Source organism: Rhizobium sp. BR 249 (assembly GCF_047445895.1).
Taxonomy (GTDB): domain Bacteria; phylum Pseudomonadota; class Alphaproteobacteria; order Rhizobiales; family Rhizobiaceae; genus Rhizobium.
This window is the reverse complement of the sequence record NZ_JARWKX010000004.1, coordinates 61,753-87,633: the sequence shown is the minus strand read 5'-3', so window position 1 is coordinate 87,633 and position 25,881 is coordinate 61,753. Positions and strand designations below refer to the sequence as shown.

At 61.6% G+C, this 25,881-nt stretch carries 29 protein-coding genes and 1 pseudogene; 10 read left to right on the top strand and 20 right to left on the bottom strand.

Annotation, left to right across the window (positions count from 1 at the left end):
• Positions 1-15: 15 nt before the first annotated feature.
• Positions 16-2,619, top strand: coding sequence for a bifunctional lysylphosphatidylglycerol flippase/synthetase MprF (mprF, locus tag QD408_RS05650; RefSeq protein ID WP_088682805.1), 2,604 nt, complete (start codon positions 16-18; stop codon positions 2,617-2,619).
• The gene (locus QD408_RS05645; RefSeq protein WP_414138618.1) at positions 2,616-3,998 is read left to right on the top strand and encodes a virulence factor family protein; all 1,383 of its coding nucleotides are present in this window, start codon (positions 2,616-2,618) and stop codon (positions 3,996-3,998) included. The genes mprF and QD408_RS05645 overlap by 4 nt, the downstream gene beginning before the upstream one ends.
• Before the next feature lie 96 nt (positions 3,999-4,094).
• Here QD408_RS05645 and QD408_RS05640 read toward each other — a convergent pair whose 3' ends face one another.
• The 12 genes and pseudogenes from QD408_RS05640 to ruvC form a co-directional block, all read right to left on the bottom strand.
• Positions 4,095-4,658 (bottom strand): DinB family protein, encoded by a 564-nt coding sequence (locus tag QD408_RS05640; protein WP_414138617.1) that lies wholly within the window; start codon positions 4,656-4,658, stop codon positions 4,095-4,097.
• A 220-nt stretch (positions 4,659-4,878) separates the two neighbouring features.
• A pseudogene (locus QD408_RS05635) lies at positions 4,879-5,165 on the bottom strand (type II toxin-antitoxin system RelE/ParE family toxin).
• A gap of 1 nt (position 5,166) precedes the next feature.
• Positions 5,167-5,403, bottom strand: coding sequence for a CopG family ribbon-helix-helix protein (locus tag QD408_RS05630; RefSeq protein WP_088682801.1), 237 nt, complete (start codon positions 5,401-5,403; stop codon positions 5,167-5,169).
• Positions 5,404-5,492: 89 nt separating this feature from the next.
• Complete coding sequence (locus QD408_RS05625; protein WP_414138616.1) at positions 5,493-6,005, bottom strand: NUDIX hydrolase; 513 nt, start codon at positions 6,003-6,005, stop codon at positions 5,493-5,495.
• Positions 6,006-6,011: 6 nt separating this feature from the next.
• Entirely contained in the window at positions 6,012-6,914 is a 903-nt protein-coding gene (locus QD408_RS05620; protein WP_414138615.1) for a metallophosphoesterase, read from the bottom strand.
• Positions 6,915-7,955: a Holliday junction branch migration DNA helicase RuvB gene (ruvB, locus tag QD408_RS05615; RefSeq protein ID WP_414138614.1), complete on the bottom strand. Its 1,041-nt coding sequence runs from the start codon at positions 7,953-7,955 to the stop codon at positions 6,915-6,917. It lies immediately after the preceding gene.
• Positions 7,952-8,350: a PIN domain-containing protein gene (locus QD408_RS05610; RefSeq protein ID WP_414138613.1), complete on the bottom strand. Its 399-nt coding sequence runs from the start codon at positions 8,348-8,350 to the stop codon at positions 7,952-7,954. Before QD408_RS05610 ends, ruvB begins: the two co-directional genes overlap by 4 nt.
• A complete protein-coding gene (locus tag QD408_RS05605; RefSeq protein ID WP_088682796.1) occupies positions 8,347-8,607 on the bottom strand; it encodes an AbrB/MazE/SpoVT family DNA-binding domain-containing protein in 261 nt (86 codons plus the stop codon). Before QD408_RS05605 ends, QD408_RS05610 begins: the two co-directional genes overlap by 4 nt.
• A 54-nt stretch (positions 8,608-8,661) precedes the next feature.
• Positions 8,662-9,276 (bottom strand): Holliday junction branch migration protein RuvA, encoded by a 615-nt coding sequence (gene ruvA, locus QD408_RS05600; protein WP_088682795.1) that lies wholly within the window; start codon positions 9,274-9,276, stop codon positions 8,662-8,664.
• Between the two features lie 13 nt (positions 9,277-9,289).
• A complete protein-coding gene (locus QD408_RS05595) occupies positions 9,290-9,706 on the bottom strand; it encodes a type II toxin-antitoxin system VapC family toxin (RefSeq protein WP_414138612.1) in 417 nt (138 codons plus the stop codon).
• Positions 9,687-9,950, bottom strand: a complete 264-nt coding sequence (locus QD408_RS05590; protein ID WP_414138611.1) for an AbrB/MazE/SpoVT family DNA-binding domain-containing protein — start codon at positions 9,948-9,950, stop codon at positions 9,687-9,689. Before QD408_RS05590 ends, QD408_RS05595 begins: the two co-directional genes overlap by 20 nt.
• A 54-nt stretch (positions 9,951-10,004) precedes the next feature.
• Positions 10,005-10,514: a crossover junction endodeoxyribonuclease RuvC gene (gene ruvC / locus QD408_RS05585; RefSeq protein ID WP_414138610.1), complete on the bottom strand. Its 510-nt coding sequence runs from the start codon at positions 10,512-10,514 to the stop codon at positions 10,005-10,007.
• Between the two features lie 241 nt (positions 10,515-10,755).
• Between ruvC and QD408_RS05580 the strand changes: the two genes are divergently transcribed.
• Positions 10,756-13,071 carry a methyl-accepting chemotaxis protein gene (locus QD408_RS05580; RefSeq protein ID WP_414138609.1) on the top strand — a complete coding sequence of 772 codons (2,316 nt, stop codon included), beginning with the start codon at positions 10,756-10,758 and terminating at the stop codon, positions 13,069-13,071.
• A 125-nt stretch (positions 13,072-13,196) separates the two neighbouring features.
• Positions 13,197-14,198, top strand: a complete 1,002-nt coding sequence (locus tag QD408_RS05575) for an LLM class flavin-dependent oxidoreductase (RefSeq protein ID WP_414138608.1) — start codon at positions 13,197-13,199, stop codon at positions 14,196-14,198.
• A 76-nt stretch (positions 14,199-14,274) separates the two neighbouring features.
• Here QD408_RS05575 and QD408_RS05570 read toward each other — a convergent pair whose 3' ends face one another.
• Positions 14,275-15,021: a YebC/PmpR family DNA-binding transcriptional regulator gene (locus tag QD408_RS05570; RefSeq protein ID WP_414138607.1), complete on the bottom strand. Its 747-nt coding sequence runs from the start codon at positions 15,019-15,021 to the stop codon at positions 14,275-14,277.
• A gap of 141 nt (positions 15,022-15,162) precedes the next feature.
• On the opposite strand from QD408_RS05570, the gene QD408_RS05565 reads away from it, so the two are divergent.
• Positions 15,163-15,666: a pyridoxamine 5'-phosphate oxidase family protein gene (locus tag QD408_RS05565; protein ID WP_414138606.1), complete on the top strand. Its 504-nt coding sequence runs from the start codon at positions 15,163-15,165 to the stop codon at positions 15,664-15,666.
• A gap of 13 nt (positions 15,667-15,679) precedes the next feature.
• Here QD408_RS05565 and QD408_RS05560 read toward each other — a convergent pair whose 3' ends face one another.
• The 7 genes from QD408_RS05560 to QD408_RS05530 form a co-directional block, all read right to left on the bottom strand.
• Positions 15,680-16,525: an MBL fold metallo-hydrolase gene (locus tag QD408_RS05560; protein ID WP_414138605.1), complete on the bottom strand. Its 846-nt coding sequence runs from the start codon at positions 16,523-16,525 to the stop codon at positions 15,680-15,682.
• Between the two features lie 151 nt (positions 16,526-16,676).
• Positions 16,677-17,501, bottom strand: a complete 825-nt coding sequence (locus QD408_RS05555) for a TIGR00282 family metallophosphoesterase (protein WP_088682787.1) — start codon at positions 17,499-17,501, stop codon at positions 16,677-16,679.
• 3 nt (positions 17,502-17,504) lie between these two features.
• Positions 17,505-18,092 (bottom strand): 5-formyltetrahydrofolate cyclo-ligase, encoded by a 588-nt coding sequence (locus QD408_RS05550; protein ID WP_414138604.1) that lies wholly within the window; start codon positions 18,090-18,092, stop codon positions 17,505-17,507.
• A gap of 112 nt (positions 18,093-18,204) precedes the next feature.
• Positions 18,205-18,888, bottom strand: coding sequence for a hypothetical protein (locus QD408_RS05545; RefSeq protein WP_088682785.1), 684 nt, complete (start codon positions 18,886-18,888; stop codon positions 18,205-18,207).
• A gap of 59 nt (positions 18,889-18,947) precedes the next feature.
• Positions 18,948-19,862, bottom strand: coding sequence for an NAD-dependent epimerase/dehydratase family protein (locus QD408_RS05540; protein ID WP_414138603.1), 915 nt, complete (start codon positions 19,860-19,862; stop codon positions 18,948-18,950).
• Positions 19,859-20,683: a glycosyltransferase gene (locus QD408_RS05535; protein ID WP_414138602.1), complete on the bottom strand. Its 825-nt coding sequence runs from the start codon at positions 20,681-20,683 to the stop codon at positions 19,859-19,861. The genes QD408_RS05540 and QD408_RS05535 overlap by 4 nt, the downstream gene beginning before the upstream one ends.
• Before the next feature lie 201 nt (positions 20,684-20,884).
• On the bottom strand, positions 20,885-22,105 hold the full coding sequence (locus QD408_RS05530) for an NAD-dependent epimerase/dehydratase family protein (RefSeq protein WP_414138601.1): 1,221 nt from the start codon (positions 22,103-22,105) through the stop codon (positions 20,885-20,887).
• Positions 22,106-22,268: 163 nt separating this feature from the next.
• On the opposite strand from QD408_RS05530, the gene ybgC reads away from it, so the two are divergent.
• From ybgC to QD408_RS05505, 5 genes are all read left to right on the top strand, one after another.
• Positions 22,269-22,724 (top strand): tol-pal system-associated acyl-CoA thioesterase, encoded by a 456-nt coding sequence (gene ybgC / locus QD408_RS05525; protein WP_085779323.1) that lies wholly within the window; start codon positions 22,269-22,271, stop codon positions 22,722-22,724.
• A 374-nt stretch (positions 22,725-23,098) separates the two neighbouring features.
• Positions 23,099-23,818 carry a protein TolQ gene (gene tolQ, locus QD408_RS05520; protein ID WP_004671617.1) on the top strand — a complete coding sequence of 240 codons (720 nt, stop codon included), beginning with the start codon at positions 23,099-23,101 and terminating at the stop codon, positions 23,816-23,818.
• A gap of 18 nt (positions 23,819-23,836) precedes the next feature.
• The gene (gene tolR, locus QD408_RS05515; protein WP_003566333.1) at positions 23,837-24,292 is read left to right on the top strand and encodes a protein TolR; all 456 of its coding nucleotides are present in this window, start codon (positions 23,837-23,839) and stop codon (positions 24,290-24,292) included.
• Positions 24,293-24,300: 8 nt separating this feature from the next.
• Entirely contained in the window at positions 24,301-25,446 is a 1,146-nt protein-coding gene (locus tag QD408_RS05510) for a hypothetical protein (RefSeq protein ID WP_414138600.1), read from the top strand.
• Entirely contained in the window at positions 25,447-25,860 is a 414-nt protein-coding gene (locus QD408_RS05505) for a hypothetical protein (protein WP_414138599.1), read from the top strand.
• Positions 25,861-25,881 lie beyond the last annotated feature (21 nt).

Below are 25,881 nucleotides of genomic sequence, written 5' to 3'. Positions count from 1 at the left end.
GCAGGCAGGTAAGAGATGTCGGGGCACGGCAATTTGGAAGAGATGGACGAGACGGACGGGTTTTCTTTTCGCGGGCTTTTCCGGCGTTACAGGACGCCGCTGACGGCAGCCGCGACACTGGTGCTCTTCTGCCTCGTCGGTTACGCGATCATGCAGCTCACCAACGAGGTGCGTTATGACGACGTCGTCGATGCGCTGGCGGCGACCAGGCCGAGCGCGATCCTGCTTGCGCTGTTCTTCACGGCGCTCAGTTTCCTTTCGCTTGTTTTCTACGATCTCAACGCCATCGATTACATCGGCAAGAAGCTGCCTTTTCCGCATGTGGCGCTGACGGCGTTCAGCGCTTATGCGGTCGGCAATACCGCCGGCTTCGGCGCGCTCTCGGGCGGCGCGATCCGCTATCGCGCCTATACGCGCCTCGGGCTCTCGCCTGAGGATATCGGCCGGATCATCGCCTTCGTCACGCTCTCCTTCGGTCTCGGGCTTGCGGGTGTGGCGGCAATCGCCCTCATCATCATCGCCGACCAGATCGGGCCGCTCATCGGCGTCAGCGCCTTCCTTCTCCGGCTGATCGCCGGCTCGATCATCGCCATTCTCGGAGCGGTGATGATCATCGGCCGTGACGGCCGTGTGCTCGATCTCGGCGTGGTCGCGGTGCGTCTGCCGGATTCGCGCACCTGGTCGCGCCAGTTCCTCGTCACCGCCTTCGATATCGCCGCCTCGGCCTCCGTGCTCTATGTGCTGCTGCCGCAGACGGCGATCGGCTGGCCGGTCTTCCTCGCGGTCTATGCGATCGCCGTCGGTCTCGGCGTGCTCAGCCACGTTCCGGCCGGACTTGGCGTGTTCGAGACGGTGATCATCGCTTCGCTCGGCAGCGCGGTGAACATCGACGCCGTGCTCGGATCGCTGGTGCTCTACCGGCTGATCTACCATGTGCTGCCGCTGCTGATCGCCGTGCTCGCGGTCTCGGCGACGGAACTGCGCCGTTTCGTCGATCATCCGGCCGCCTCCAGCGTGCGGCGCATCGGCGGACGGCTGATGCCGCAGCTGCTGTCGGCTCTCGCGCTGCTGCTCGGCGTCATGCTGGTGTTTTCGAGCGTTACGCCGACGCCGGACCAGAACCTCGAATTCCTCTCCAACTATCTGCCGCTGCCGATGGTCGAAGGGGCGCATTTTCTCTCCAGCCTGCTGGGGCTTGCGCTCGTCGTGGCCGCGCGCGGCCTCGGTCAGCGGCTGGACGGCGCATGGTGGGTCGCCGTGTTCTCGGCCGTCGCCGCGCTGACCTTGTCGCTCCTGAAGGCAATCGCGCTCGTCGAAGCCGCGTTTCTCGCTTTCCTCGTCTTCGGGCTTTTCGTCAGCCGGCGGCTCTTCACCCGCCACGCGTCGCTGCTCAACCAGGCGATGACGGCGTCATGGCTGATGGCGATTGCCGTCATCGTCGTCGGCGCCGTCGTCATCCTGCTCTTCGTCTATCGTGACGTCGAATACAGCAACCAGCTCTGGTGGCAGTTCGAATTCACCGCCGAAGCGCCTCGGGGCCTCCGCGCCTTGCTCGGTATCACCATCATCTCCTCGGCGATCGCCATTTTCAGCCTGCTCCGGCCGGCGGCTTTCCGGCCGGAACCGGCGACGGAAGAGGCGCTGGCGCGCGCCGTCGACATCGTCGGGAAGCAGGGCAATGCCGATGCCAATCTGGTGCGCATGGGCGACAAGAGCATCATGTTTTCCGAAAAGGGGGATGCCTTCATCATGTACGGCCGGCAGGGCCGCTCATGGATCGCGCTGTTCGACCCGGTCGGCGATCATCGCGCCGTGCAGGAGCTCGTCTGGCGTTTCGTCGAAGCGGCGCGTGCTGCCGGCTGCCGCGCCGTCTTCTACCAGATCTCGCCGGCCCTGCTTTCCCATTGCGCCGATGCCGGCCTTCGCGCCTTCAAGCTCGGCGAACTGGCGGTGGCCGATCTCAGGACCTTCGAAATGAAGGGCGGCAAATGGGCGAACCTTCGCCAGACGGCAAGCCGCGCCCAGCGGGACGGGCTGGAATTCGCGGTCGTCGAGCCTGAGAACGTGCACGGGATCATCGACGATCTTGCCGCCGTTTCCACGGCTTGGCTCGAACATCACAATGCCAAGGAGAAAGGTTTCTCGCTCGGCTCCTTCGATCCCGACTACGTTTCTTCGCAACCGGTTGGCATCCTGAAGAAGGACGGCAAGATCGTCGCTTTCGCCAATATCCTCGTCACCGAATCCAGGGAGGAAGGCACGATCGATCTGATGCGCTTCTCGCCGGACGCGCCCAAGGGGTCGATGGACTTTCTCTTCGTGCAGATCATGGAATATCTGCGCAGCCAGAGTTTTACTCATTTCAATCTCGGCATGGCGCCTCTCTCCGGCATGTCGAAACGCGAGGCGGCGCCCGTCTGGGACCGCATCGGCAGCACCGTCTTCGAACACGGCGAGCGCTTTTATAACTTCAAGGGCCTTCGGGCATTCAAATCCAAGTTTCATCCGCACTGGCAACCGCGCTATCTTGCGGTCTCCGGAGGGGGCAATCCGATGATCGCGTTGATGGACGCGACATTTCTGATCGGGGGCGGATTGAAAGGGGTAGTGAGAAAATGATCAGAACAATCCTTCTTGCCACGGCATGCGCCTGCATGCTCGCGGCCGCACCGGCCTATGCCGCCGAGGAAACCAAGCAGAGCTTCGAAACCGGGCTCATCCCGTCGCCGCACATCTTCCTGCCGGAAGGGGAGGTGAAGGGCACGGTGATGCTGATCTCGGATGCCGCCGGCTGGGGCGATTTTGAGAAGGGCGAGGCTGACAGGCTGGTCTCCGAAGGCGCCGTCGTCATCGGCGTCGATTTTCCTTCCTATATCCAGGCGCTCAGCCGCTACGACGTCAGTCTCAACGACGGCTGCGTCTACATGGTCTCGGACATCGAATCGCTGAGCCAGCAGGTGCAGCGCGCGACCGGCAACAATGCCTATCATCTGCCGATCGTCGCCGGCATCGGCGAGGGCGGAGCCCTGGCGCTGGCAATCGCGGCGCAGACGCCCGATGCGACGATCGGCCAGACGCTCGCCGTCGATCCCCTGGCCGGCATTCCGCTCGCCAAGGAGCTTTGCACGCCGGCTTCCAAGAAGGTGGTCGGCCAACGCACGGTCTATGGCCTCAGCGACGGCGCCCTGCCGGACCCGATCATATCGGTCTTCACGCCCAAAGCGGACAAGGACGGCCGGGTGCATGCCGAGGCGCTGCAGAAAGCCCATTCCGGGATCGAGATCCGCGATTCCACAGACGATGCGCAGACGGTATTCGGCGATACGCTCGACGACCTCGTCACCGCTTCCGGCGCTTTCGGCAATCCGCTCGGCCTGCCGCTGGCGGTGCTCGAGGCAACGCCTGCCTTCGATACGATGGCCGTGATCTATTCCGGTGACGGTGGCTGGCGCGACATCGACAAGGAAGTCGGCGGCACGCTGCAGAAGGAAGGCATTCCCGTCGTGGGTGTCGATTCGCTCCATTATTTCTGGTCGGAGCGCAAGCCGGAGGAGACGGCGAGCGATCTTTCGAAGATCATCGACTTCTATCGCAAGCAGTGGAAGGTGAAGCATGTGCTGCTCGTCGGCTACTCCTTCGGCGCCGACGTCGTGCCCGCGACCTACCAGCTCCTCAAACCGGCCGAGAAGTCCGCGGTGGTCCAGCTGTCGCTGCTGTCGCTCTCGCACGAGGTCGATTACGTCATCTCCGTTCTCGGCTGGCTGGGCCAGAAGACGGACGGGGCGGGAGGCGATCCCGTCGCCGATCTGAAGAACGTCGATCCGAAGCTCGTGCAGTGTATTTACGGCAAGGATGATGATGACGATGTCGCCTGTCCGGCGGTGCGTGAAAGCGGCGCCGAAGTCGTCGAACTGCCGGGCGATCATCACTTCGACGAGAATTACGACATTCTCACCAAGACGATCATCGATGGGCTGAAAAAGCGGCTAGAACATTAGAGCAATTCCAGGCAAAGCGCGAAGCGCTTTTGCCGGGAATTGCGTAAAAACAAAAACTTAGAGCGGTTATGCGCTTCCGTGAAAAGCTGAACCGCTCTAACGCATGATCGTCTCTTCGCTCCAGCCGAGTTCCGCGACTTCGCTGCCGCGAAATCTGGCGTCGTCGGCGACGATGAATTCGTCGAGCTGCGGCGGAGCGACGCTGGTGCCCGCGAGCATCGCATGTACCTGGCCGCGATGATGGGTCTGGTGCTGGAAGAGGTGTGAGAGCACGTCTTCCATTCGCTCCTCCTGGATGCGGTCGCCGCGATGGAGACGGACGGTCGATGCCAGCTTCTCCGGCGTCAGGGCTTCGCACAGCGCCATCAGGCGCCGGTCGACCTCTGCCTGCGCTTGCGCCAGCGATGCGACGTCATCGAAGGGCTCGTCGACTTCGAAGGCCTGGAAACCGAGCGTGCCGCCCTCCATCCCGTCGACATAGAACCAGTCGACCGTGACGATGTGGTTCAGGGTTTCCTTGATCGAAGGGAAGAAGCTCGTGCGCGGCGCTTCGAATTCACCGGGCTTCAATGCCGCGCAGGCCTGAAGCAGGCGGCGGTTGGCAAGGGCATTGTTATAGGCGAGTTTGCGAAATGACCTGACGGGATCGAAGGTCGGCATCGGCGCATCTCCTCTTCAGTCGCTGCTGGAAAGGTAGAGCTTTTCCGGGTTAGATTGAAGCGTTCTGTTGGCTCAAGCGGAGTCGCATGATCGACTGGTCGGTCGAGCAGGCGGCCCGTTGCAGCCAACCCTCCCGCAGATTTACCTGGCGAATCTGCAAGACTTAAAAATCGTCGGACGCGCCGATCGCCTCGCTTCATCGGCAAGATGGTTCCTGAAATCAAACCTCATCCGGCCATTCCCGCGCGCCATGTTGAACAAAGAGGATTTCGACATGTTCTTCCCGAACACGATAAGCCACGATGTAGGGCGTTTGCGGAATGACGAGTTCACGGGTGCTTTGATCTCACCATGGCGGCCAATGAACGGATTTGCTGACAGGAGTTTGCCGGTCTTTGTGTGGATGTCATTCATCACGCGGGTAGCCGCGCGCGGATTGCGTTCCCCGATGTAATCGCCGATGGCGGACAGTTCTTGGAGATAGCGCCTCGTCCAGACGATGCGCACGTTACGCCTGACTGTATTTATTCAATACGGTGGCGATTTCCTCGTCGGTAGCAAACTCGCCTCTGTCGGCGTCCTCGATCCCGGCCTGAACGCCTGCAATCCACTTTTCCTGCCACGCCAGAGAACGGCCATGGGCCAGAGCATCCTCGATGATTTGCCCGCGTGTCAACGTTGAACGTTCGGCCAGCATGTCGATCCGGCGGCTAAGGTCTTCTGCAATCTCAACTGTGTTTTTCATGGTTCTATTCTGCCATATCCTGTAACCACCTGCCAAACATTTCCGCCGTCGTAAGCTAAGATGCAGCGAGATCGGATCCCGATCTCGCGTCAGTCCTCGTCATCGAGATTGCCGTCGCGCCAGACGAGATGGCGGGGCGCTGCCGGCAGGTTCTCGATTTCATCAGCGATGAAATAGGGCGGTATGTCGAGCGCGGTCAGGGCTGTGCGCGTCGCAGACACCCATTTGAATTCGAGATGGTTGTTGCCGTCTTCGACGCGATGGATGATCTCGTGCGACCGAAAGGGGAATTCCGCCGGGATCTCCATCAGATAATAGAAACCGAGTTCGTGCCAGTCGCGCTGCTCGAAGTGGAAAAAATTCTCGACCACCCAGAGCAGGCGGGAGACGGTGACGTTGACACCCAGTTCTTCCATCATCTCCCGTTTCAGCGTCTCCTCCGAGGTTTCGCCGATTTCCGCCCTGCCGCCCGGGAAGGTCCAGAAGGGCTCATGCACGGCGCGGTGGACGAGCACATGCCCATCGCGGAAGCCGAGGCCGGCGATACGATAATTGAAACGCTCAGCGCCCGCAGTCAGGCGAATGAGAGTGCGCTTGCTCATGTTATTCTATCCGAAATCGATCACGACGATTTCCGGCGGCACGCCGAAACGGATCGGTGCGATGGAGCAGCCGAGGCCGCCGGAGATGATGATATTACGCCCGTCTTCGACGATATGGCCATAGGCGTAGCGATTGCCGTAACGCGAGGGGACGACCGGCGAACGGCCGAGGAAGCGGATCTGTCCGCCATGGGTGTGGCCCGACAGCGTCAGCGAGACGCGCTGGGGCACGCGCGGAAAGATATCGGGCTCATGGGCAAGCAGGATGACGGGCGCATCGTCTGTGACCTGGGCCATCGTTCCATCGAGATCGTCGAGGCCGGTCATGCGCTTGCGGCCCCACTTCCGGCCGGGGAGCAGCGCCAGCTGATCTTCGAGCCCTGCAAGCCAGAAGCCGCGACCGTCCTTTTCGAGCCGGACGGCGCGGTTGCCGTAAACAGGGATGCCCACGGCGGCAAGCGCCCGGTGCCCGAAGGTTTCCATCCCGCCGTTCGTCTGGGCGGTCCGGTCCTCCCACCAATCATGGTTGCCCATGATCGCATGGACGCCGAGCGGGGCCTGCAGGGTGGCGAGCGCTTTGGACCACTGGCTGGAATGCACGTATTGCGTCACCATGTTCATGCCGGCGGCATAATCGCCGAGCAGGACGGTCACGTCGCCTTCGAGTTCGTTGGCCCTATGGCAGATCGCGGCGATGCGGCTTGCCGACATCCAGGGTTCGCAGGCGTGGAGATCGGCGAGTGCGACGATGCGGAGCTTCAGGCCAGGCGTCCATCCCGGCGGCGTCAGCCGGTAGCGGGTGATGCTGAGTCGCGCCAGCGGTTCATAGGCGAAGGCGTAGCCGCCGAGCGACATGACGCCTGCGACGCTGCCGCCGAGAACCTTGAAAAATCCGCGGCGGGTGATCACTCAGTCGTCCTCCTGGAACAGCCGGAACTGCGCCGCCTCCAGATCCTTGGGCGGCTGCATTCCCAGATGCTTCCACGCGATTGCGGTCAGAACACGGCCGCGTGGCGTGCGCTGAATGAAACCCTGCTGGATCATATAGGGCTCGATGATGTCCTCGATCGCGTCGCGCGGCTCGGAAAGGCCGGCGGCGATGGTTTCGATACCGACCGGGCCGCCGCCGAAATTGACGGCGATCATGTTGAGGTAGCGTTTGTCGAGCTGGTCGAGACCGACATTGTCGACGAGCAGGCGGGTCAGAGCCTCGTCGGCGATTTCGCGGGTGACGGCCTCGGCCCTTGCCACTTCGGCAAAATCCCGTACACGCCGCAGCAGCCGGCCGGCGATGCGCGGCGTGCCGCGGGCGCGCCTGGCGATTTCGCGCGCCCCCTCTTCGGTGATCGGCAGGTTCATCAGCCGTGCGCCGCGGCGCACGATCAGTTCCAGTTCCTCGACGGTATAGAAGCTCAGGCGCACCGGGATGCCGAAGCGGTCGCGCAGCGGCGTCGTCAGCAGGCCGAGACGGGTGGTGGCGGCGACCAGGGTGAATTTCGACAGGTCGATCTTCACCGAGCGGGCGGCAGGGCCTTCGCCGATGATGAGATCGAGCTGGAAATCCTCCATGGCGGGATAGAGGATTTCCTCGACGGCCGGGTTGAGGCGGTGGATCTCGTCGATGAAGAGCACGTCGCGCTCTTCGAGATTGGTGAGGAGCGCGGCGAGATCGCCGGCCTTGGCGATGACAGGGCCTGAGGTCGAGCGGAAGTTGACGCCGAGTTCCTTCGCCATGATCTGCGCCAGCGTCGTCTTGCCGAGGCCGGGCGGGCCGACGAAGAGCACATGATCCAGCGCTTCGCCGCGGTTCTTCGCCGCCTCGATGAAGATCTTGAGATTGGCGCGTGCTTCCGCCTGGCCGGTGAATTCGTCCAGCGATTGCGGCCGCAGCGTCACATCAAGGTCTTCGCCCCGCTTTTCCGGCGATATCAGGCGGGCGGGTTCGCTCATGAAAGAAGCTCCATGCCAGGTATGGTTTTTGCCGCTTGGGCGTCGAATGTCTTAGTTGCCATACAGCCGGCGTCGCGATTGCGAAGAGCAATGAAGACATCCGCAAATTCCGCATTTGTCCGCGCCATGATTCCGAGTGTCTCCTCGATGACCCTTTCATCTTCAAGGATCAGATCGGCAGAGTCCAACAAATCCGAAATCGCCTCCATGATCTGTTCTCTCTTCAACTTGATCCGCTGTCTCAAAAACCACGCGCATTCCATCAGCGTGATGCAACTGATGTAGCCGGGTGTCGTATCGGAGAGGCTCCCAAAGAGCGCTGTGACTTTTTCCGTCTGGGCTGCGTCATCCTTCAGAAGGAAGCGCAGCAGGATATTGGTGTCGAGGCCAATCATCCTGCACTCATCACATGATCGGCGATAGCTTCTCCGATCGCCTCATCCATTTCCTTCAAAGTGATCGCCGGCCTGTTTGGATCGTGAAATTTGCCTGCGAGGTCGATGGCGCGTTTGTTCTTGGCTTTCATGATGATTTCACCATCGCGATTGATGTAACGGATCCTGTCGCCGGACTTCAGATTCAGCAATTCACGTACTTCCGCCGGAATTGTCGTCTGGCCTTTCGATGTCATCGTGCCGTAGTAGATATTCATGCCGATCTCCTTACCATCCGAGTTTAGTAAGGAATTATGATATATTCAAGGAAATCACCGCGCCAATTCCTTCAATCCCAATCGGATCAGCTTGGCGCTGTCGGCGCCGTCGCCGGCCGTTTTCATCGCCGCGGCAACGGCATTTGCGGCCTGATCTCTGCTGTAGCCGAGGTTGGTCAGAGCGGATACCGCATCGGCGACCGGTGCGGCGGCGACGCCTTCGCCGAGTTCCTGCTTGAGAGCGATATTGATCGCCTCGCCGGCATAGGCCGGTGCGCGGTTCTTGAGTTCGGTCACGAGACGCATCGCCACTTTCGGGCCGACGCCCGGCGCGCGGGAGACGGCGGCGCGGTCCTGCAGGGCGATCGCATTGGCAAGCTCGCCTGGCGTCAGCGTCGAGAGCACGGCAAGCGCGACCTTGGCGCCGACGCCCTGGACGCTCTGGAGCAGGTTGAACCATTCCCGCTCCAATGCGCTCATGAAGCCGAAGAGCTTCAGCTGGTCCTCGCGCACATAGGTCTCGATGAACAGCACGCAGGCTTCGCCCGCCGAGCCGAGCTTGGACAGGGTGCGGGCCGAGCAATGGGCGACGTAGCAGACGCCGTGCACATCGACGAGCACATAGTCTTCGCCGATTTCGTCTATGGTGCCTTTCAGCTTGCCGATCATGGGGCGCGGTCTCTCAAGGATGCGTTTCGGGAGAAATGATGTCCAACTCAGGGAAATACGAGCTGTAGCGTCCGCCATCGCGTGTCAAAAGGCGGTGCGATCGAACGAGAGCATGCGCGCCGATGAAGAAATCGGGCAGGGTCCGCTCACGCAGGCCGCCATTCTTTCTGTACTGCGCATGTGCGATGCCTGCGCGATAAGCGGCGGAAAACGGCAAGGCTTCGCGCATGAGATTTAACCGCGACAGGAGAAATGCAAGGGTTTCCTCGCGCGGGGTCATGCTTGCCAGTTCCGCCCAGACGACCGGCGTCATGATGAATTGCGAATCCGGCCGTAATGAGCTCAGCGCTCGTGCGGACCATTTCCTGAAAGGATTCTCCGGGCCGAAAATGTCGATGAAAATGTTCGTATCAATGAGGACCGAGGTCATCACGCGGCCCCCTCAACCATTCCATGAATTCATCCGTCGTCATGCCGCCGGTGTCGAAAGTGCCGCTCATGCTGCCGAGCCAGGATTCAAAATCATCCTGCGATGACTCCGTGCGGCTGGACAGAACGACGAGCCGGGCGCCCTTTTCATCCGCAATGAAATCGACCTCGGATCCCGGGCCGATCTTCAAGCGGTCCCTGATGTCCTTGGGAATGGTCACTTGCCCTTTTTCCGTCACGCGCATGGTAATACCTCTGAGGTATTACTTATCATCGAGCGAGAACAAGTCAAGAACATATTATCCGGCCAGCGCCTGACGCATCCGGTGGCCGCCGCGATTGTGAGCATGGCAGATGGCGACCGCCAAGGCATCGGCGGCGTCGTCGCCCTTGAATTCGACCTTCGGCATCAGGATCTTCAACATCATGTGGATCTGGTGCTTCTCGCCGTGACCGACGCCGATGACCGCCTTCTTCACCGCGTTGGGAGCATATTCGGAGACCGGCAACCCGGCGCGCGCCGGCACCAGCATGGCGATGCCGCGGGCCTGGCCAAGCTTCAGGGTCGCCACCGCGTCCTTGTTGACGAAGGTCTGTTCGACGGCGGCTTCATCGGGTTTGTAAGCGTGGACGATGTCGGCGAGACCGTCATGCAGCTGGCAGAGGCGGGAGGCGAGGTCCATGTCGCCATCTGACGTCACCGTGCCCGATGCCACGAATTTCAGGGAATTGCCTAATGTATCGATAATTCCCCAGCCGGTGCGGCGAAGACCGGGATCGATACCGATGATGCGAATCGTATTTTGCATGGTTCAACCTATAGCGATTGCGAAATAAGTGCCATCGATATGTGAACAAAACAAAAACACCCGTGGTTTTAGGGCGCGTCATTTACCGCGAATTAAAAGAGATGCCCGAATTCTAGTTCATCGAATGTGAGAGGGGTTTGTTCTGCAAAGAATAAGCTCCCGATGTTCTGTCTATAGATCAGCCAGCGGGCGCATCTCGTGCGTCCACGCTGGCAGGCGCCGTTCAGAGGGTTCGTCGTATATGGCTCAGAGATTTCAGTCCCTGTCCTTCAAGGTCATTGCCACATTCATCCTGATGACCGTGCTGTCGATCGCGGTCATCGACGTGCTCGCCTATTTCGCCAGCAGCCGCATCTCCGACGAGCAGGCGCTGAAGGCCAAGGAAAGCGTGCTGATCTTCCGTGGCGACATGTTGCAGGACCAACTGGCGCAGCTCGAGAACCAGGCCAATTCCATCGCGCGCATCGAGGCGCTGCAGATGTCGATCACCAGCCTGAAGAGCGGCTGGAAGACAATCCAGAAGACTTCGGGCGATGCCCGCGCCGAGCTGAAGAAGGTTTTCATCACGGGCAATCCGAACCCGGTCGACCAGCGCGAGAAGCTGATGAAGCCGGAAGGGCCGAGCGGTTTCTATTATTCGAACCATGAGCAGACGCAGGGCGAAGTCGCCCGCGACCTCGAAGACACCGCCTTCAGCGATCTGCTGATCGCCGATCTCGACGGCACCGTCCTCTATTCCTACAAGAAGGAGGACGATTTCGCCGAGAACCTGAAGTCGGACGCCTGGAAGGCAACGGGGGCCGGCATCGCTTTCGCCAAGGCGATCGAGAATACCGCCAAGGCGACCGATGACGCGGCGCCAACGGGTTTTTCCGGCCTGCGCGTCGATGCCGCCAGCGGCAAGTCGGCGATCTTCTATGCCGTGCCGATCGTCAAGCTCGGAGCGGCCAAGGGCATCATCCTCTTCAAGGTGCGCGAAGACATCGTCACCGGCATCCTTGCCAAGGGCATCATTCAGGGCAGCACGGCGCGGGCGGCGATCGTCTCCGGCGATGGGTCTGCGGTCGGTCTCGATGCGAACGGCAGGCTTGCGCCGCTCGATGTGACACCCTTCACCTTCATCAAGGACGCGCTTGCCAGCTCCGCGATGACGGTGGCCGATTTCGACAGGGCGGATGGCGCGGCCCGCGCCTATGTCCGCGGCATCGACTATCGCGGCGACCGCTTCCTCGTGGTCGAGAGCGTGCTGCTCAGCGAACTGAACGCCGGCTCGATCGAGATCGCCACCTTGCTGACGATGATCGGTGTCGGTGTGCTCGTCGTCATGGCGGTCGCAACCGGGCTCGTCACCAATTTCCTGTTTTCGCCGCTGGCGCGGCTTGCCGGTGTCACCCGCGACGTCGCCGACGGCAAGCTCGACAGCGAGATCGGCAGCCTGAACCGCAAGGACGAGATCGGCACGATGGCGAACGCGCTCGCTCGTTTTCGCCAATCGCTGATCGAAAGCCGCGAACTCGAAGCCGCGAGCGAAGAGACGCGCTTGCAGGCCGAGCACGACCGCCAGCAGAACCTCGCCGAGCGCGAGGCCGAGGCGAAGACGCTGCAGCAGGTGGTCGAGGCGATCGACGAGGGTCTGCACCATCTGGCGAGCGGCGATCTCGCCTATCAGATCGATACCCGCTTCCCGAACGAACTCGAAAGCCTGCGCGTCAACTTCAATGAGGCGCTCGCGACGCTGAGCGAAACCATGACGGCGATCGGCGGCAACTCGATGGCGGTACGCGCCGGTTCCGAGGAGATGCGCACCGGCGCCGACGAGCTTGCCGGGCGCACCGAGCGCCAGGCCAGCTCGATCACCGAGACGGCGAATGCGATCGGCGCCATCACCCAGTCCGTGCGCCGGCAGATCGAGCGGGCCGAGCAGGCGGAGCGCATCGCGCGCGACGCCAAGAAGGAGACAACCGGTTCCGGCCAGATCATGCGCGAGACGATCGCGGCGATGGAGGCGATCCAGACCTCCTCGCGTCAGATCAACACGATCATATCGGTCATCGACGACATTGCTTTCCAGACCAATCTCCTGGCGCTCAACGCCGGCGTCGAGGCGGCGCGCGCCGGGGAATCGGGCAAGGGCTTTGCCGTCGTCGCCATGGAAGTGCGCGAGCTCGCCCAGCGTTCATCGAGTGCTGCCAAGGAAATCTCCAGCCTGCTGCAGAAATCGACGCATGAGGTCGAAAGCGGCGTGGCGCTGGTCGAACGGGCAGGCCTTGCGCTGACGGGCATCGGCGGCCATGTCGAGGCGATCAACGGGCAGATCAACGAGATCATGGAATCGACCCGCGAGGAAGCCAATACGCTGCGCGAGATCAACAGCGCCGTCGCCGAACTCGATGCGATGACGCAGCAGAACGCCTCGATGGTCGAGGAGACGACGGAGGCGATCCACCGGCTGGCGACCGAAGCCCTGGAAATGGACCGTCAGCTCGGCAATTTCACGCTGCCGCAGGGCCATCACGCGCCGAGCGCCGAGGTGCATGTGCTGCGCCGTCACCGGTAAGCCACCGCTTCAGATACCTCACAAGGGCCGCCTTCGCGCGGCCCTTTTGTTTGCGCGCATGGTTTGGAATGGCGCAAGCGGGAACCTACATAGGTCGCATCCGTCAACTGCCCGGCAGGTTCCCCATGGTTCCCTTCTCCATACTCGACCTTTCCCCCGTTGCCGAAGGCAGCACCGTGCGCCAATCCCTCGAGAGTTCGGCGCGGATGGCCGAGAAGGCCGAGGAATTCGGCTACAAACGCTTCTGGCTTGCCGAACATCACGGCATGCCGGGGATCGCCAGTGCCGCCACATCAGTCGTCATCGGCCATGTCGGGGCGGCGACGAAGCGCATCCGCATCGGCTCCGGCGGCATCATGCTGCCCAATCATTCGCCGCTTGTCATCGCCGAGCAGTTCGGCACGCTGGAGGCGCTCTTTCCCGGCCGCGTCGATCTCGGCCTCGGGCGTGCGCCGGGAACGGACATGCGCACGGCGCAGGCGCTACGACGCAATCTCGAGGCCGGCGCGAACAGCTTCCCGAACGACGTGGTGGAATTGCAGCAGCTGCTCGGCACGCCGGTCGAGAACCAGGCGATCCTCGCGGTCCCAGGCAATGGCTCGCATATCCCGATCTGGCTGCTCGGCTCCAGCCTCTACAGCGCCCAGCTTGCCGCCATGCTTGGGCTTCCCTACGCCTTCGCCTCGCATTTCGCGCCCGACATGCTGCTCGATGCCATCGCGATTTACCGCGACCGTTTCCAGCCTTCGGCAACGCTCGACAAGCCCTATGTGATGGTCGGCGTCATGGGGGCGGTGGCGGAAACGGACGAGGAGGCGCAATACCATTTCACGTCCGCCCAGCAGCAGTTCGTCAACCTGCGCCGCAATGTCCGCGGGCCGTTCCCGCGCCCTGTCACCGATATGGAGGGCTTCTGGTCGCCGATGGAGAAGATGAACGTCGAACACACGCTGCGTTATGCCGTGGTGGGTTCGCCGAAAACGGCTGAGGCGAAGCTGACGGAGTTCCTCCGGGAAACGGAGGCCGACGAGGTGATCATCTCGATGCCGATCCACGACATCGAGGCGCGGCTGAGGTCGGTGGAACTGTTCGCAGGGCTTGGGAACTTCATGCGGGCCGCCGCGTAGCATTGCAGACAGCATCCCGAAAAACAGAAAAACCCGGCGTCATGGCCGGGTTTTCTAATAGGATCATTCGAGAAAGTCAGGCGGAGAGCTTCGCCAGAACCTCTTCCGAGACCTCGAAGTTGGAATAGACGTTCTGCACGTCGTCGTCGTCTTCGAGCGAGTCGATGAGCTTCATCAGCGACTGAGCCTTTTCCTCGTCGACGGGCACGTTGTTCTGGGCGCGCCAGACGGCCTTGACGGTTTCGGCTTCGCCCAGGCTTGTTTCGAGGGCTTTCGACACTTCGCCGAGGGCTTCGAAGGCGCAGGTGATGTAGTGGCCTTCCTCGTCGGTCTCGACGTCATCGGCGCCGGCTTCGATCGCGGCTTCCATCATCTTGTCGGCGTCGCCCGTCGAAAGCTTGTAGGTGATTTCGCCGACATGGTCGAAGGAGAAGGAAACGGAACCGGTTTCGCCAAGAGCGCCGCCGGCCTTGGTGAAGATCGAGCGGACGTTGGAGGCGGTGCGGTTGCGGTTGTCGGTCAAGGCCTCGACGATGATCGCCGTGCCGCCCGGGCCGTAGCCCTCGTAGCGGACTTCGTCGTAGTTTTCGCCGTCGGCGCCGGCTGCCTTCTTGATGGCGCGGTCGATATTGTCCTTCGGCATGGACTGGGCCTTGGCGTTCTGGATCGCCAGGCGAAGGCGGGCATTCATCGTCGGGTCGGGCAGGCCGGCCTTGGCGGCAACGGTGATTTCGCGCGCAAGCTTGGAGAACATTTTCGACCGCACGGCGTCCTGACGGCCCTTGCGATGCATGATGTTTTTAAACTGTGAATGGCCAGCCATGGCACCCCTGTTCACGTCTCATTGTTCGGAATGGGCCGCCTTATAAGAGCGAAACGGCAGCCGTTCAAGGAAAAAGCAGTTCGGAACAAAGGCCAGGGGATGACGTTTCAACCGAACTTCATTCAATGGAAAGGAACGGTCATGGCAAGTCTCAGCGAGGCGCGGGAACAACCGGCACGTCAGCTTTGGGATCAGGTCAACGATGTTCATGCCGGCATGCTCGGCATTTCCGGGCTTGATATGCACATGCAGCCGATGGCCCCCCACGCCGATCCGACCACGAATACGATCTGGTTCTACACCAAGACCGACGCCGATATCGTCCGCGCCATCAAGCCCGGCAGCCGCGCGCATTTCTGCGTCATCGGCAGGGATCACGACTATCATGCTTGCCTTGCCGGCATGATCGACGTGCGTCCCGACCCTGCCAAGATCGAGGAATATTGGAGTTCGATGGTGGCCGCCTGGTATGACGGCGGCAAGAAAGATCCCAAACTCACCATGCTTTCCCTGCATGTCGACGATGCCGAGATCTGGGTCTCTACCGCCAGCACGCTCAAATTCGGCTGGGAAATCGCCAAGGCCAATCTCGACGACGACAAGATGCCCGACGTTGGCGTCAAACGGCACCTGCAATTCGCCTGATTGCAGGTCCCCGTTACTGCACGCCTTTCATCACATAGATCAGCGGCTTCTTCGGCAAGGTGCGCATGGAAACGGTGATGCTGTCATCGGGGGCGTAGGCGATATCGAAATCCTTGCCGAACATGGAAACGAAGGCGTTGACCGGAGGGCCGCGGCGATGCATCGGCAGGATCAGCGACGAACGCAGCCGCTTGATGACGCGGCTCATGCTGTCGGCCCCCATGGTGAGGCCGCCGTCGACCGGCACCATGACGACATCGAGGCGGCCTATCTCGGTGTAATGCGCATCCGTCAGCTCGTAATGGAGATGGCCGAGATGGCCGATGCAGAGGCCGGCAACCTCGAAGATGAAGATGGAATTGCCGTCCTCCTGCGAACCGCCGAGGCCGTAGCTGAAGCGGATATCCGTCGTGACGTTGCGGATATAGGCATCGCCGACGACGAGATTGACGTTGGCCTTCTCGCCGGGGACATCGCTCCACCCATGCAGCACATGCTTGATGCCGGGATCGGGCGTCAGGGTGAAGTGGGTCGTGTGGGCCTTGTTCATGGTCACGACATCGGGCGTCGTCATCGGCCTGTACCAGCCATTGTAATCTGTCGCGATGATGATCCCTGCCGGCGTGTCGATCTCGAAGGTGGAGTGGCCGAGATAGTTGAATTTGACGTCCTCGCCCTCGGAGACGGCCGATATTATCGGCGGGGCGGCGGAAAAGCTTGCGAAGGTCGCCTTGGGGATGTTTTCGGCGATCGCCTGGCACTGGCTGGCGGGTTTGCGCTGTTCCTGCGCCCCGGCAGGGGCTGACGCTGCGGAGGCCGCAAGGCATGCGATAGCGAGGATAAGATATCGCGGCTTCATGCCATCCCTCCGGCGCTTTCACTGAGAGCGCCGCGCGCCCGAAGGGCGCGCTAAGGACGCTCGATCATTTGAATTGGCGGCCGGAGGATGCGGCATGAGGTCGCAGCGGTCCAGACCACGGACGCTCACATTTGCGTGTGGAGCGGGTGCTTTACCGCCAAAACTCCGGCACCGTTTCGGCCAGGCGCGGGCCGAGCCGGAGCGGCGCGATCTTTTCGGCCAGCCCGGTGGCATCGGAAATCTCCACGCCCACGCCGCAGATCGTCGCGGGACCGCTCGCCGCTTCCATGCGGCCCTTCGGCATCTTGGAGATGAAGCGGTTGAGCGGCTCCTCCTTATCCATGCCAAGCGAAGAGTCGTAATCGCCGCACATGCCGGCATCCGACATATAGGCGGTGCCGCCGTTCAGGATCTGCGCGTCGGCTGTCGGCACATGCGTGTGGGTGCCGACGACGAAACTGGCGCGGCCGTCGACGAAATGGCCGAAGCATTGCTTTTCGCTGGTCGCTTCCGCGTGGAAATCGAAAATGATCGCATCGGCCTGCTCCTTCAGCGGGCAGGCATCGAGGATCGCTTCCGCCGATTTGAAGGGATCGTCGAGTTCCGGATGCATGAACACCCGGCCCATGACGTTGGCGACGAGCACGCGCGCGCCGTTCCTTGCATAGAAAAGGCCGGAACCGCGCCCGGGCGTGCCTTGCGGATAATTGGCCGGCCGCAGGAATTGATCGTGCCGCCCGGCAAAGGCGACGGCTTCCTTCTGGTCCCAGACATGATTGCCTGTCGTCACCACGTCGGCGCCGGCATTGATCGTTTCCAGAAAGATGTCTTCGGTGATGCCGAAGCCGCCGGCGGCGTTCTCGCCATTGACGACGACGAAATCGAGCTTGAGGTCGGAGATCAGGCCGGGGAGACGGTCCCAGACCGCCGTGCGTCCCGTCTTGCCGACCATGTCACCCAGAAAAAGCAGCCGCATTCCCTATCCAATCCAAGAGGCAAAAAAGCGAAGGCCGCTTTCTGTCAGGATGGCATCCAGGCTTATGTCATGCGGCTCATCGGGCACATGTGCCACTTCCTGGCAGTCGAATGCAATGCCGATCAGCTTCGGATGCAGTCCTTTCTCTCTGAGACGGCTGATGGCGCGGTCGTAGTAGCCCGCTCCATAGCCGATGCGATGACCTCTGATATCGAAGGCCGAAAGCGGCACCAGCATGATTTCGGGATCGAGAACGGCGGCGTCCCCGGTCGGGCCGACCGTGCCGAAACCGGTGGCGACAAGCGGCCCGTCTTCGGCCAGTTCGCGAAAGACGATGGTATGCTTGTCGAGGATCGCCGGGACGCAGAGCCGCGCGCCGCGCGCCGCAAAGCGCGCCATCAGCGGCCTGAGATCGGCCTCCGAGCGGATCGGCAGAAAGCCGGAAACAACCGTGCCCGGCGCGAAGCCGACCGCCTCGCCGGCGTGGTCGGCCATGGCGAGACTTTTGGAGGCGCGTTCCTCGGCGGGGATGGCGTCGCGTGCGGCCAGCCGTTCGTTGCGCAATTGCGCTTTCAATTCTCTAGCGGTCATTGGATCTGCCGTTATGGGAAGTCGGCCGAGCATAGACGGCTCGGTGCCCGATGCAATGCCGGGTGCGACAAGCACGCGCCGGTTCCTCTCCCGTCCTGCCGCACGAGGTTGGTCAGACGATGATGCTTGTCGGTATCGTTGCGGTGCTGATGGAGAGAGCTGCCATATCGGGAACGGTATTGGTGTCAGCCTGCTGGCGCAGCTCGCGCATCGCCTTTTCGAGGAGCTGCTTGAGTTCGCGAACGACTTCCTTGAACTCTTCCATCGCCTCGCGATCATCGGCCGAGATGCCTGAAAATTTCGGGCTATCCTCAGCGGTGCTCTCATAGGCCTTGCGCGCTTCAGCGGCGTCGGTCGGTTCCGGCGCGGCGGTTTCCACCGTCGTGTCCGTCAACGCAGCATCGGCGCCGCTCGTGGCCGCGGCTGCAGAATCCGTGGCTGCATCCGCGGGAACGGCAGTCGCCGTGGCGCCGGTCGCGACAGATGAAGCAAATTCAGAGGCGGCGGTGCCGACTTTGCGGGCCAGCTCGGACGCCAGACGCGCGACCACTTCGGGAGGCATGTTGGAGCTCTTCAGCATCTCCAACTCCTGCTTGGCCTCTTCGAGCTTGCGTTGCGCCTGCGCCTTGGCTTCGTCTCCCGAGTTCGCCAGGGCCTGCCGCAGCTGCTGCAGCGCCTGGGTCGTGCGCTGCAGCTTCAGCACGCCCTGATCGGCTTCGCTTCCGGTGGCGGATGTTTCCGCTGCCGAAGACGTGCCGCGCAAAATGACGGAAGCGGAGGTGGTTGCAACCTGCATGGACAATCCCCCCGACGATAAATCGGCCCCCGATGACGATTCGGGCGCATCCTGCAACGTCAGACTTGCGTGGACCTGTGCGGGGAGGCCGGCAGCTGAGCGGCCAGCCGCCGCATCGTCTCCTCGAACAGCGGCGCTCCGCCGGGCGACCAGCCGAGCGCGCGGATTTTTGCCGTGCTCATGGGATTGAGCGCCGTTCCGTCGGCGGGAGCCGGCAGCGCGTATCGACAGCCGGTCTCGCGGCGGATGGGCGAAAGGATATCGTTCGTGTCGACCGATATGTCGGATACATTGAAGATCTCACCGGAGATGCGGGTGCTTTCCGTTTCCAGCATCAGCCGCACCGCGCGCCCGAGGTCGCGGCCGTGAACCTCCGTTCCCGCGCGGGCGGCAACCGGCCGGCCGGCGAGGTAATCGGCGATCAGGCCTTCCCATTTGTTCGGAAAGAGATCGCCATAGACGCCGGTTGCCCTCAGGCTCACGCCGGCAAAACCGGGTGCCGCGAGGTCGGCGAGCGCCCGTTCGGCGTCGAGTTTCACCCTGCCATAGAGCGTCTCGGGCTCGGTCATCATCGTTTCGGCAAGTTCGGTTCCCGGCGGATGATCGCCGTAGGCTGCGCGGCTGGACAGGAAGACGCAACGGCGCGTGCCGGCGCGTTTGGCGGCTTCGAAAAGCCGGACGGTGCCGTCGAGGTTCAGCTTCTGAAAGGTCTTCGGATCGTTACCCTCGCCGTCGCGATATTTGCCGGGGACATGGCTGAAGGCGGCATGGACGAAGAAATAGGCATCGTCGAAGATATCGATCTGATCCTTGTCGGGATCGAGGGAGAGCGCTGCGAACTCGACCGGGCGGGAGAAGAGGCGAGGCATCGGCGCGCGGCGTCCGCCGACGATCACCTGATAGCCGGCGGCCAGCAGTTCCTCGACGACATAACGGCCGACGAGGCCCGTTCCGCCGGATACCAATACTTTCATGCCGTCCCTTCCGGATTGGCCAGCGTCGCAATCTCCGGTACGTCGCCATCATCATGGAAACGATGCCATAAATCGATCAAAGGTTGTAGCTGCGCCGCTTTGGGATGATCTCTTTCCCACGGTTTTTCATACTGGTAATGCAGGATCGAAATGCTCTTCCAGTCCCAAAGATCGGGCATGGTGAACCATACATATTGCAGCATGTTGAAATAAACCGGCAGTCCGTGCCAATCCGGGAAGAAAGCCTCCAGAAAGGTCTGGTCCGTGCGCCGCCAGAAGGCATCAGGCCGGTCGAGCTTTTCGAGCATGTGCCGGAACGTGTCATGCGAGGGTGTCGCGACGAAGACGCCGGAATTCATGCGATGGAAGTCGGCGAGGCTTTCGTAGAGGTTGGGAGCGGCGGAAAACTCCGGGTAGAGGAAGAGCCTGTCGACGTTCTTCAGCACCAGGGCATCGGCGTCGATGAAGACGCAGCGCTCGTATTCGATGAGTTGCCAGAGCCTGAGCTTGCAGAAATTGTCGAGCGGCGAATGGAAATCCGGCTTGCGGCCCTTGGTAAAGGGGGCGGCGGAATGGAGATTGCCGCGGGCGTGGCGCTCGTTGAAGGCATCCGACAGTGGCAGATGCTCGACTTCGATGAGGCGGCAGCCGAGGGTTTCCAAGGGGGCGAGGGCGGCTGCATCGACGCCGCCGGTGCGGAGGATGACGATATCGGCAGTGGTGCCAGTGCGGCGCAGGGAACGGGCGAGGGCGGTGGCGCCCATGGCGTAGTCGGCGTTGGTGACGAGGGTGACGTAGGCAAGGTTTGGGGTAGAGGTCATCGGCGCCGCGCGCCTCTACATTCTCCCTCATTCCTGTGCTTGTCACAGGAATCCAGTGCGCCCACGTCCGTGGGCGCGAGAGATTCTTTTGACAGTCGGTCGGAGTTATTCACGGCGCCGACGCGCCGTGGCTGGATTCCTGTGACGAGCACAGGAATGAGGGAGTTCTGATTGAGTCTTTCAATTTGCCCCATTCCTCGCTCACGACACCGACTTCAGCCGCTTGCCTTCCGGATCGTGGTCGAGCGTCGCGGCGATGTCCTTGGTCCAGGCGGAGACGGCCGGAACGCGCGAGCGGTCGACGCGATAGGCGAATTTTTTCGCCACGTCGACGATTTCGCCGAGCAGGCCCGCTTCCAGCGTGATCGGTTCGAGGCCGAGATCGCGGAATTTTTCGTTGCGGACGATCAGCTCGTTTTCGGCGGCTTCCTTGCGCGGGTTGGGCAGCCAGGCGATCTTGGCGCCGCTCATCCTGGCGATCATCTCGGCGAGGTCGCGCACGCGATGGGTCTCCGTCATCTGATTGAAGATCTCGACGCGGGCGCCGCGGGCGGGCGGGTTCTTCAGCGCCAGCTCGATGCAGCGCACCGAATCCTGGATGTGGATGAAGGCGCGGGTCTGGCCGCCGGTGCCGTGCACCGTCAGGGGATAGCCGATCGCGGCCTGGATCAGGAAACGGTTCAGCACCGTGCCGTAATCGCCGTCGTAATCGAAACGGTTGATGAGCTGCGCGTGGCGGCGCGTCTGCTCGGTGTGGGTGCCCCAGACGATGCCCTGGTGCAGGTCGGTAATCCTCAGTCCGTCGTTCTTGGCGTAAAATTGGAAGAGAAGCTGATCCAGGCACTTGGTCATGTGGTAGATCGAGCCTGGATTGGAGGGATAGAGGATCTCCTGACTGACCCTCTCGCCGCCCGCGGTTTCGATGCCGACGGGCAGATAACCTTCGGGGATTGCGGCGCCGACCGTCGAATAGCCGTAGACGCCCATGGTGCCGAGATGGATGAGGTGGGCGTCGAGATTGAGCTCTGTCAGCGCGTTCAGGAGGTTATGCGTGGCGCTGACATTGTTGTTGACGGTGTAGTTCTTATGGCGGTCGCTCTTCATCGAATAGGGCGCGGCGCGCTGTTCGGCGAAATGGATGATGGCATCGGGCCGGTTTTCGGCAAGCCACTTCTTCAGCAGCTCATAATCCCTGGCAAGATCGATCAGGTTGAAGTGGATGCGGCGTCCCGTTTCGGCATGCCAGATACGGGTGCGCTCCTGGATCGAATCCATCGGCGTCAGCGACTGGACGCCCAGTTCGGTGTCGATCCAGCGGCGCGAGAGATTGTCGAGGATATGGATGTCGTGACCGGCGTCGGAGAGATGCAGCGAGGTTGGCCAACCAATGAAACCGTCTCCACCCATAACCGCAATCTTCATCGTATCGTCTCCTGATCGGTCGCTCATTGTCGGGAATAGTTAGGAATTATGACAATCATTCAATGCCTGTCGGCGGCGCATTCAATGCCGGCCTGCCGGGCATTCAATGCTTGCCTGCCGCGAAGCGTTGCGCCAAAGAGGGCACCTGAGTTTGGAGAAAATTATGACGGAACGCCCTTTTTCCATTTCGGGAGAGCTGACGGAGGCGGGGCATCGCCTCGTCCAGCGGGTCTATTATGAAGACACGGATTTTTCGGGCCTGGTTTATCACGCCCGCTACCTGCATTTCCTGGAGCGCGGCCGAACCGACTATCTGCGCTGTCTCGGCGTCGAGCAGCGTGAGCTGGTCAGCGCCGACGAGGAGGGCCTCGTCTTCGTCGTCCATCGCATGGAGATCGACTTCAAAAGCCCGGCGCGCATGGACGACGTGCTGACGATCCTGACGCACACCGAAAAGGCCGGCGGCGCCAAGATGGTGCTCAACCAGCAGATTCGTTCGGGCGAGACGCTGCTGATCGCCGCCAAGGTGATCATCGCCGTCATCAACGCCAAGGGCCGGCCGAGGCGGCTGCCGGAAACGCTGGCGGCGAAATTCCTGGAAGGCAGCAGGCCGCTTTAGGTTCGAATCGCCTGAAAATCGACGCTTGTCAAAACTTGAGTTTTGTGTGAAGGAATTCCCGCGCCGCAGGATGAGCGCTCGGGCGGCCGGATTTCAGCTCCGGTCAAGTAATCCATGGAACAAAATCTCCCAAATATAAGCTTGCTGTCACAGTCCGGCACTAACGATCTATTAACCATAATAGTGTCTTACTCGGAAAGTCGGAGTTTGCGCGGTACACGCCTTCCTTTGACCAAATTTGACGGCAAGAAGGCGGAAGATGAGCTTGGAAGCTTGACCAGGGCTTTGGGCAGCGGCCGCCAGACACTTCTTGCGAGATCACTTTGTGCCGCCCGGTCCTGCGCCGGGCGTTTGGATTCGGGGATTTTGGATCAATGGAACAAGTAGGATTGGCAGCAGCCACGACGGACGTCAGCCTCTGGTCGCTATTCATGCAGGCCGGCATCGTCGTCAAGCTCGTCATGCTCGGGCTCATCGCGGCCTCGGTCTGGACGTGGGCGATCGTCATCGACAAATACCTGGCCTATGGCCGCGCACGGCGCCAGTTCGACAAGTTCGAGCAGGTCTTCTGGTCGGGCCAGTCGCTGGAAGAGCTCTACCGCTCGCTGTCGGAACGCAACAATACCGGCCTGGCGTCGATCTTCGTCGCGGCCATGCGCGAATGGAAGAAATCCTTCGAACGCGGCGCCCGTTCGCCGATCGGCCTGCAGATGCGTATCGACCGCGCCATGGACGTGACGCTCGCCCGTGAAACCGAATATCTCGGCGCCCGCCTGGGATCGCTCGCGACCATCGGTTCGGCCGGCCCGTTCATCGGCCTCTTCGGCACGGTTGTCGGCATCATGACCTCGTTCCAGGCGATCGCCGGTTCGAAGTCCACCAACCTTGCGGTCGTGGCGCCCGGTATCGCCGAGGCGCTTCTCGCCACGGCGATCGGCCTCGTCGCCGCTATCCCGGCGGTTATCGCCTACAACAAGTTCTCCGCTGACGCCGGCAAGCTCTCGGCGCGCATGGAAGGTTTCGCGGATGAATTCTCCGCCATACTTTCGCGCCAGATCGACGAGAAGCTGCAGCCGCGCGCTGCCGCTCAGTAACCAACGGAGTATTCTGACATGGGTATGGCTGTTGGAGGCAATGGCGGCGGGGGCGGCGGACGCCGCCGTCGCGGCGGTCGGAACAAGGCCGTGATCTCCGAAATCAACGTGACGCCGCTCGTCGACGTCATGCTCGTGCTTTTGATCATCTTCATGGTGGCTGCACCGATGATGACGGTCGGCGTGCCGATCGACCTGCCGGAAACGCAGGCCAAGGCGCTGAATTCCGAGACGCAGCCGATCACGATTTCGGTCAAGAACGACGGCGAAGTGTTCCTGCAGGAAACGCCGATCCCGGCAGCCGAGATCGCCGCCAAGCTCGAGGCGATCGCGACCACCGGTTATAACGAACGTATCTTCGTGCGCGGCGATGCAACGGCGCCCTACGGCGTCATCGCCGACGTCATGGCTCGCATCCAGGGGGCCGGTTTCAAGAATATCGGCCTCGTGACGCAGCAGAAGAAGGACCAATAGCGCTCAAGATGAAGACCAGCGTCGTCACATCTGCTGTTCTGCATTGCCTGGTGCTCACCTGGGCGATGGTGTCTTTGAGCGCGCCGGAATCCTTCAAGGTGGAGGATTTCGAGGCGATGCCGGTCGATCTCGTGCCGGTGGAATCCATCACGCAGATGCAGCAGGGCGACAAGAAGGCTCCGAAGAAGGAGACATCAGCCCCGGTGCCGACGACCCGGCCGCCGATCGCGCAGCCGGCGGAGAATGCCGGCGACAACAATGCCGACCTGAAGACGCCGCCGGTCCCGAACGCCAAGCCCAGCAACAGCGAAGCTGCGGCGGCGAATTCGAGCGAGAAACCGCTGCCGACGATCGATCCCAAGCCGAACGACGTCAAGGAAGTCAACAAGGAAGAGACCGAGGTCGAGCAGCCGAAGGAAGTCGCTTCCATTCCGCCGCCGAAGCCTGTCGAAGTGACGCCGCCGAAGCCGGAGGAAAAGCCGCCGGAAGAGCAGGCCAAACCTGAAGAGCCGCCGAAGCCGGATGCGGAAGCATTGCCGGACAATGTGCCGACCCCTGTTGCCAAGCCGCAGGTGAAGCCGCCGGAACCTCAGAAGCCCGCCGAAAAGCCACCGGAAAAGACCCAGGACCAACCGAAGACCGCCGACACGCCGACGGACAAGAAGAAGGCCGACAAGAAGCAGGAAGTGGCGAAAGCGGCCTCTTCGATGAAAAGCGATTTCAATGCGGATGAGATTTCGGCCTTGCTGAACAAGACCGATCCTTCCGCTGGGGGTGCGAAGCGCTCGACACAGGAAGCATCGCTGGGGGCGAAGAAGAGCAATGGCGGTTCCAAGCTCAGCCAAAGCGAACAAGATGCGCTACAGGGTTTGATCCAGGGTAACTGGCTTATCACTCCGGGAATGGAAGGCCTTTCCGGCATGGTCATCACGGTGCATTTCAAGCTCGATAAAGATGGAAACATTATCGGCCAGCCTGACATCGAGTCTTCCGGCGGAAGCAGCACCGATTCAACGCGCCGTGCGCTGGAAAGTGGCGCTTACCGTGCCGTGATGAAATCTGCTCCCTCGTTCCGTACGACGCTTCCGATGGACAAGTATGACGTGTGGAACGAGGTCGTCCTTAACTTTCATCCCAGCGATATGGGGATCTGAATGCTGATGGACCTGTCCCATGGCAACAAGTCTATTGCAGCCGTCATCATGCTCGGAACGATTCTGGCCTGTGCGCCTGAAGTGTTGGCGCAGCCGGTCGACGCGGCGATCTCTGATAAGTCGGCCGTGGATTTGCAGCGCGCAATCGCTTCCTCCTTCAATGTTCCTCCCGTGCGGGCGAGCGACGGCGGAGTCGTGATCACTATCCACCTGTGGCTCGATAAGACTGGCGCGATCGTTGGTTCACCTAAGGTAACAGCTTCGGGCGGCACCGAAGCCGCTCGGAAAAGACTGTCGGCTGCGGCCCTCCGCGCCGTTCGGCGTTCCGCGCCATTCACCATGCTCCCGAAAGAAAAATACGATGTCTGGAAGGAAGTCGTTTTGAACTTCGACACCAGCGGCTTTGCCCAATAAGATGCTGAAAGGCTTGTTTGA

What these genes read in the sequence shown, in the direction of transcription:
- QD408_RS05610 (WP_414138613.1), bottom strand. Translation starts at nt 8,350, where the DNA reads ATGATTGGCCTCGACACCAATATCCTGCTGCGCTTCCTTCTGAAGGAT.
- ruvB (WP_414138614.1), bottom strand. Translation starts at nt 7,955, where the DNA reads ATGAGCGAACCCGCCCGCCTGATATCGCCGGAAAAGCGGGGCGAAGAC.
- tolR (WP_003566333.1), top strand. Translation starts at nt 23,837, where the DNA reads ATGGGTATGGCTGTTGGAGGCAATGGCGGCGGGGGCGGCGGACGCCGC.
- QD408_RS05505 (WP_414138599.1), top strand. Translation starts at nt 25,447, where the DNA reads ATGCTGATGGACCTGTCCCATGGCAACAAGTCTATTGCAGCCGTCATC.
- QD408_RS05555 (WP_088682787.1), bottom strand. Translation starts at nt 17,501, where the DNA reads ATGCGGCTGCTTTTTCTGGGTGACATGGTCGGCAAGACGGGACGCACG.
- mprF (WP_088682805.1), top strand. Translation starts at nt 16, where the DNA reads ATGTCGGGGCACGGCAATTTGGAAGAGATGGACGAGACGGACGGGTTT.
- QD408_RS05530 (WP_414138601.1), bottom strand. Translation starts at nt 22,105, where the DNA reads ATGAAGATTGCGGTTATGGGTGGAGACGGTTTCATTGGTTGGCCAACC.
- QD408_RS05560 (WP_414138605.1), bottom strand. Translation starts at nt 16,525, where the DNA reads ATGAAGCCGCGATATCTTATCCTCGCTATCGCATGCCTTGCGGCCTCC.
- QD408_RS05580 (WP_414138609.1), top strand. Translation starts at nt 10,756, where the DNA reads ATGGCTCAGAGATTTCAGTCCCTGTCCTTCAAGGTCATTGCCACATTC.
- QD408_RS05545 (WP_088682785.1), bottom strand. Translation starts at nt 18,888, where the DNA reads ATGCAGGTTGCAACCACCTCCGCTTCCGTCATTTTGCGCGGCACGTCT.
- QD408_RS05535 (WP_414138602.1), bottom strand. Translation starts at nt 20,683, where the DNA reads ATGACCTCTACCCCAAACCTTGCCTACGTCACCCTCGTCACCAACGCC.
- QD408_RS05540 (WP_414138603.1), bottom strand. Translation starts at nt 19,862, where the DNA reads ATGAAAGTATTGGTATCCGGCGGAACGGGCCTCGTCGGCCGTTATGTC.
- QD408_RS05590 (WP_414138611.1), bottom strand. Translation starts at nt 9,950, where the DNA reads ATGCGCGTGACGGAAAAAGGGCAAGTGACCATTCCCAAGGACATCAGG.
- QD408_RS05605 (WP_088682796.1), bottom strand. Translation starts at nt 8,607, where the DNA reads ATGAATATCTACTACGGCACGATGACATCGAAAGGCCAGACGACAATT.
- QD408_RS05550 (WP_414138604.1), bottom strand. Translation starts at nt 18,092, where the DNA reads ATGACCGCTAGAGAATTGAAAGCGCAATTGCGCAACGAACGGCTGGCC.
- QD408_RS05575 (WP_414138608.1), top strand. Translation starts at nt 13,197, where the DNA reads ATGGTTCCCTTCTCCATACTCGACCTTTCCCCCGTTGCCGAAGGCAGC.
- QD408_RS05625 (WP_414138616.1), bottom strand. Translation starts at nt 6,005, where the DNA reads ATGAGCAAGCGCACTCTCATTCGCCTGACTGCGGGCGCTGAGCGTTTC.
- QD408_RS05630 (WP_088682801.1), bottom strand. Translation starts at nt 5,403, where the DNA reads ATGAAAAACACAGTTGAGATTGCAGAAGACCTTAGCCGCCGGATCGAC.
- tolQ (WP_004671617.1), top strand. Translation starts at nt 23,099, where the DNA reads ATGGAACAAGTAGGATTGGCAGCAGCCACGACGGACGTCAGCCTCTGG.
- ybgC (WP_085779323.1), top strand. Translation starts at nt 22,269, where the DNA reads ATGACGGAACGCCCTTTTTCCATTTCGGGAGAGCTGACGGAGGCGGGG.
- QD408_RS05565 (WP_414138606.1), top strand. Translation starts at nt 15,163, where the DNA reads ATGGCAAGTCTCAGCGAGGCGCGGGAACAACCGGCACGTCAGCTTTGG.
- QD408_RS05595 (WP_414138612.1), bottom strand. Translation starts at nt 9,706, where the DNA reads ATGACCTCGGTCCTCATTGATACGAACATTTTCATCGACATTTTCGGC.
- QD408_RS05570 (WP_414138607.1), bottom strand. Translation starts at nt 15,021, where the DNA reads ATGGCTGGCCATTCACAGTTTAAAAACATCATGCATCGCAAGGGCCGT.
- QD408_RS05645 (WP_414138618.1), top strand. Translation starts at nt 2,616, where the DNA reads ATGATCAGAACAATCCTTCTTGCCACGGCATGCGCCTGCATGCTCGCG.
- QD408_RS05510 (WP_414138600.1), top strand. Translation starts at nt 24,301, where the DNA reads ATGAAGACCAGCGTCGTCACATCTGCTGTTCTGCATTGCCTGGTGCTC.
- QD408_RS05640 (WP_414138617.1), bottom strand. Translation starts at nt 4,658, where the DNA reads ATGCCGACCTTCGATCCCGTCAGGTCATTTCGCAAACTCGCCTATAAC.
- ruvA (WP_088682795.1), bottom strand. Translation starts at nt 9,276, where the DNA reads ATGATCGGCAAGCTGAAAGGCACCATAGACGAAATCGGCGAAGACTAT.
- ruvC (WP_414138610.1), bottom strand. Translation starts at nt 10,514, where the DNA reads ATGCAAAATACGATTCGCATCATCGGTATCGATCCCGGTCTTCGCCGC.